The organism is Bacillus sp. JJ722 (genome assembly GCF_036963345.1).
In the GTDB taxonomy this organism is placed as follows: domain Bacteria; phylum Bacillota; class Bacilli; order Bacillales; family DSM-1321; genus Bacillus_AD.
Window position 1 is genome coordinate 1 of record NZ_JBALMO010000166.1, and the last position, 5,173, is coordinate 5,173.

At 37.7% G+C, this 5,173-nt stretch carries 3 protein-coding genes; 2 read left to right on the forward strand and 1 reads right to left on the reverse strand.

Annotated elements, in window-relative coordinates; translation table 11 throughout:
- Both V7014_RS19015 and V7014_RS19020 read left to right on the forward strand, forming a co-directional pair.
- The coding region (locus tag V7014_RS19015; RefSeq protein WP_335509266.1) for an AMP-binding protein at positions 1-1,580 on the forward strand (1,580 nt) is incomplete at its 5' end.
- A 78-nt stretch (positions 1,581-1,658) separates the two neighbouring features.
- Positions 1,659-2,969 carry an MFS transporter gene (locus V7014_RS19020; protein ID WP_335509268.1) on the forward strand — a complete coding sequence of 437 codons (1,311 nt, stop codon included), beginning with the start codon at positions 1,659-1,661 and terminating at the stop codon, positions 2,967-2,969.
- Positions 2,970-3,557: 588 nt separating this feature from the next.
- Here the strand turns inward: V7014_RS19020 and V7014_RS19025 are convergent.
- Positions 3,558-4,514 (reverse strand): S8 family peptidase, encoded by a 957-nt coding sequence (locus V7014_RS19025; protein ID WP_335509270.1) that lies wholly within the window; start codon positions 4,512-4,514, stop codon positions 3,558-3,560.
- Positions 4,515-5,173 lie beyond the last annotated feature (659 nt).

The following is a 5,173-nucleotide window of genomic DNA, read 5'->3' on the forward strand; positions in this document are numbered from 1 at the left end:
ATAGATTGGATATAATAGGTGACCAAAATTTACGCAAACTATTACATGAAAAAGTAAAACTGCACCCAGATAAGACATTTCTAATTTTTGAAGATAAGGCTGGTACTACAACTGACCTTACCTATAAAGAATTCGCAGATAAAGTAAACCGTTTAAGTCATGTATTTAGAGATATAGGTGTAATGAAAGGAAATCATATAACCCTTCATCTTCCTAACAGTTTAGATTTTCTAATCTCATGGTTTGCCATTGCAAGTATTGGAGCAATCATGGTACCAACTAATACTTTGTCAACACCAGATGAAATGGAATACATCTTAAATCATTCAGAATCTGTTCTACTAATAACTGAGGAAGAATACTTAAACAAATTCACTTTCATTCGTGGGAACCTACCACATTTAAAAAACATTTTATTAGCTAGATACACTGGAGAAGAATTTAGAGTTCTTTCAATAGATTATTTAATGGCACAGGCTAAGTCCAACCTCCCTGATATTCCTCTATTCGCAGATGATGTTGCTTCTATGCTATATACATCTGGTACAACTTCAAAGCCTAAAGGTGTCCAAGTAACGCATGCAAACTATATTTTCACTGGAGAAGTGATGTCCAAATCCATCCGTTTATCTCCTAGTGATCGCCAATTCCTCGTATTACCCTTATTTCACGGAAACGCACAATACTATTCAACGATGTCAGCTCTAGTTGTTGGGGCAAGTATCGCTCTTACCGAACGTTTTAGTGCATCAAGATATTTCAAACAAGCTATCAAGCTCCAAGCGACTGTCGGATCTTTATTTGCAGCTCCGATTAGAATGATACTAGCTCAAAATTATGACTTAGAAGATATACATAATAGCTTACGATTAATCTGGTATGCCCAAACGCTACCTGAAAAACAAATCGATGAATTTCAAAGCAAATATAATGTTTCCTTACTACAGTTGTACGGAATGACCGAAACTATTGGGGTTCCGCTCATGAATCCTATTGATGGATTACGCAAAAATCTTAGTATCGGTAAGCCAACAATCGGATATGAAGTAGCTCTAGTTGATAAAGATGGAAACGAAGTGTCTACCAATCAAGTAGGACAAATCATTGTTAAAGGTGTTCCAGGTCGCACATTAATGAAAGGATACTTCAAAAATCCAGAAGCTACAGCTGATACCTTACATAATGGATGGTTGTATACGGGTGACAATGCCTTAATAGATGATGAAGGTTACTTCTATTTCGTTGATCGTATCAAAGATATGATCAAACGTTCCGGGGAAAATATTGCGGCAAATGAAGTTGAATCGAAATTAACCCTTCATCCAGCAGTCTACGATGCTGCTGTTATTGGTGTTCCAGATTCCATGCGAGATGAGGCAATCATTGCTTTTGTCATAGTGCATGAGAATCAAACTGTTTCACAGGAAGAACTAATCACTCATTGTAAAGAGAAACTAGCTAAATTTAAAGTACCTTCAGAGATACATATAATTAGTGAATTCCCACGAACTTCTGTTGGTAAAATACAGAAAAATATTTTAAAAGATGACTATTTAAAAAAACTTAACACATCTATTTAATATCAGTTTTTAGCATTTTAAGTAATACCATTCTATTATTACTAGCAGTTTATTATCTGCTCGAAGGGAGTATTAAATATGAAAAAAGGTCGAATTCTTTTTGCTAGCGTTGCTGGCTCAGTTATTGAATGGTATGACTTCTATTTATATGGGACAGCAACTGGGTTAGTATTCTCAACCCTCTTCTTCCCAAATCATGATCCCGCAATTTCAATATTAATCGCTTTTGCTACATTCGGAGCTGGATATGCAGCTCGTCCAATTGGAAGTATACTATTTGGGCATATGGGAGATAAGATCGGTCGGAAGGCCTCTCTCATGCTCACGCTCATTGGTATGGGAGGTAGTTCCTTCCTTATCGGTACATTACCTACTTATGAACAGGTTGGTTTATTAGCTCCGATTCTTTTAGTACTCCTTCGGTTAATCCAAGGAATTTCACTTGGTGGAGAATGGGGAGGTGCGGTATTATTAGCGACCGAATATGCCCCAAAAGGAATTCGAGGACTATATGGTTCCATTCCACAATTAGGCGTTCCTATTGGACTAGTTGCAGGTACGTTTAGTTTTACATTAATTAGTTCTCTAACAACCGAAGCCCAATTTATGGCTTGGGGCTGGCGTATTCCATTCCTTCTAAGTGCCGTCCTAATTGTGTTAGCGCTTTGGATCAGAAACGGAATTGAAGAAACACCAGCATTTCAACAGCAAAAAGCTAGTGGTGAACTTGTTAAAGTACCTATTGTCGAGACGTTCCGTTCAAATTGGAAAAGTGTCTTGCATGTTATAGGTCTCAAATTAGGTGATGGTTTCTTTAATGTTTTCCTTATGTCATTTATTCTTGTATATGCTACGACCTATTTAGATTACTCTCGTGATACAGCACTTACAGCATTGACTATCAGTTGCGCTACGATGCTAATTACTATTCCTATCGCAGGTTATTTATCCGATTATATTGGTCGAAAGACGATTTACATTAGTGGTCTTGTAACAATGATTGTTCTTGCTATACCATATTTCAATTTAATTGAACAAAGTGCATCTTGGCTCTTTATCATGCAAGCAGTCATGCTAGGGATTTTATGGGGAGCCATTTTTTCGACACAAGGGACGTTCTTTTCGGAGCTATTTCCGGCAAATATTCGATATACTGGACTATCAGTCGGGTATCAAATTGCCGCTGCAATAGTTGGCTTCGGTCCAATGATTTGGACATCAATGGCTGAATCATACGGTCCCTCACCACTAGTTTTTGGCGGGTTTATGATAGGCGGGCTTATACTGTCCCTTATCCTAACATTCTTTGCACCAGATACGAGAAAAATATCTCGTTATGATGAACAAGATGAGACAATTCCTTCAGCGAAGATTTATAAATCGAAATAATATTGTAGACAAATACACAAAAGGCCTCCTCTTTAAATAGAGAAGGCTTTTTCAAGTGTTATTTCGTTTTAAACTTATCTTCTAGCATAATATTGATTATACAGAATTTCATCCCACGCGGTTATTAATAATGGCAATTTTTTGACCATAGCCCTATAAGGTTAGATATATCTGAGCCGCTATGGTTGAAAAATATGGTAGGTGCGTTTAATATTAATGTATATAAAAAAGGTCAGGGAGTGATCACTCCCTGACTATTCCATGTAGCAGTGGAATTCTTCAACCACCTTTCCGTTTCCGTTTGCGTCGGCTCTGGGTGGTATTTCTTTTTTTTCGATTACTATTTGCCATCCGTATAGCTAATGCAGAAGCAAATGTGGTAAAAAAAATCATCAACGAGCTTTCTAAGATCGAACGCAGGAATAGCATAAGGCAAGTCACCTCCTCCCTTTAATTAGGGATATACAAGGAAACATACCACCCGCGGCAAAAACCGCTGCTTAATTCATTGCGACCGTTTTTCATATACTCAAAAACCGGACTCCTGGGTGTTCAAGAAACGATGCACCCGGAAATTTTTAGAATTCCTCATACATGGTGTACACTCCTAACCTCGTTCCATTTCTCTTTTAAAAGATTATCAGCTGTCAAATACAGAAAGCCATTGCCAATAAGTTTAGATGAATATTCAAGCGGTACAGTCCGTTTTATTAGTTGTGCATACAATTCTGGCTCTGTCAATTTTCTTTCGAAAGATTTATTTGCCATATTCTTAATCAATGCCAAGGCACCTGCCACATGTGGGGTAGCCATCGATGTTCCGCTTAAACTCGCATATTTACCATCAAGATACGTGCTAAGTATTCTTTCCCCAGGTGCAACCAAATCCACTTCATTATTAGAATTGGTGAAACGGGATGACCTCCATTCCAAATCAACAGCTCCAACACTGATTACCTCATTGTATGAGCCTGGATATCCGAGTTCGTCTGTGGAATCATCTCCATCTCCGGCATTACCAGCAGCGCAAACCACCAATATCTCCTTTGACACGGCTTCTTTAATCACTTCATGCAGAGCTGGCATATCAGTCGGTCCCCCTAAACTCATAGAGATAATATCGACCTTTTGCTCAATTGAATATTGAATACCTTGAATAATCCATTCGTAAGTGCCTGACCCATTTTTATCTAATACCTTAACAATGAGCAAATCAGCTTCAGGGGCTACTCCAGTCACACCTGTACCGTTCCTTTCAGCCGCTATCGTTCCGGCAACATGGGTACCATGTCCATTATAGTCCTTAAATACTTCCCGATTCCCATTATCATCATTCGTAAAATTACACCCACCAATAATCCTGTTCCGTAGTTCTGGATGTGATAAATCACATCCTGTGTCCAAAATAGCCACCTTCATTCCCTTGCCAGTCGTTCTGTCCCAGACTGCAGGTGCCTGAACCAGTTCTACTCCTGTCGGCACTTCCGCTTTCAACTCAACCAATTCGTCTACCTGATGTGGAAACAAATGTACGTTACGTTCCATCCTCATTCCTCCTTACAGGTTATTTTAAAAAGGCCCCGCTAGTGTTCTAATAGGTGATTTCCATAACTCGCAGTTATGAGGTCACGGAGAAAACAGTTCTATATAATGAACTGAAAATCCCACTCTTCAAAGAACAATAACAGAGCCTACAAAAAGTTGAATCTGGTTGTTAACATAATTGTAACAATTTCCAGAATAATTATTAGTTACTAAAGGTGGATATTTTAAAAATTTTCAATATACAAAGTTCGACATATCAAGCATTTATACCTTAAGTTTATTCTATTTATTGTTTTGGCAAATACCCGAAAAAGATAGAAGCATACGCTTTCGTAAACACGCAATGATAGTTGACAGTTATGTTATCAAACAGCAAAAAATGATTGCGGAATATTTCCATGATAAGCTAAAAATATCTTATCTACATTGCTATTTTCCGCAACTATTTTTCTCGTATCATGACTATCTATGGATCGTTATCGATACGACATAATTCGTTCTATATCCATCAAATGTCCTATTCATACTTACTATGTAATATGCATAATTATTTACCCACTCGGTACCAATTCTTTTAACACTTCTTCTTCATTACTCAGTGACAACACAAAAAATAATATGTCCTGAAATAAAGTGAAAATTCAATCAGTGGGGGTTTT

Coding starts and splice junctions, on each gene's coding strand:
- V7014_RS19025 (WP_335509270.1), bottom strand. CDS start 4,514: ATGGAACGTAACGTACATTTGTTTCCACATCAGGTAGACGAATTGGTT.
- V7014_RS19020 (WP_335509268.1), top strand. CDS start 1,659: ATGAAAAAAGGTCGAATTCTTTTTGCTAGCGTTGCTGGCTCAGTTATT.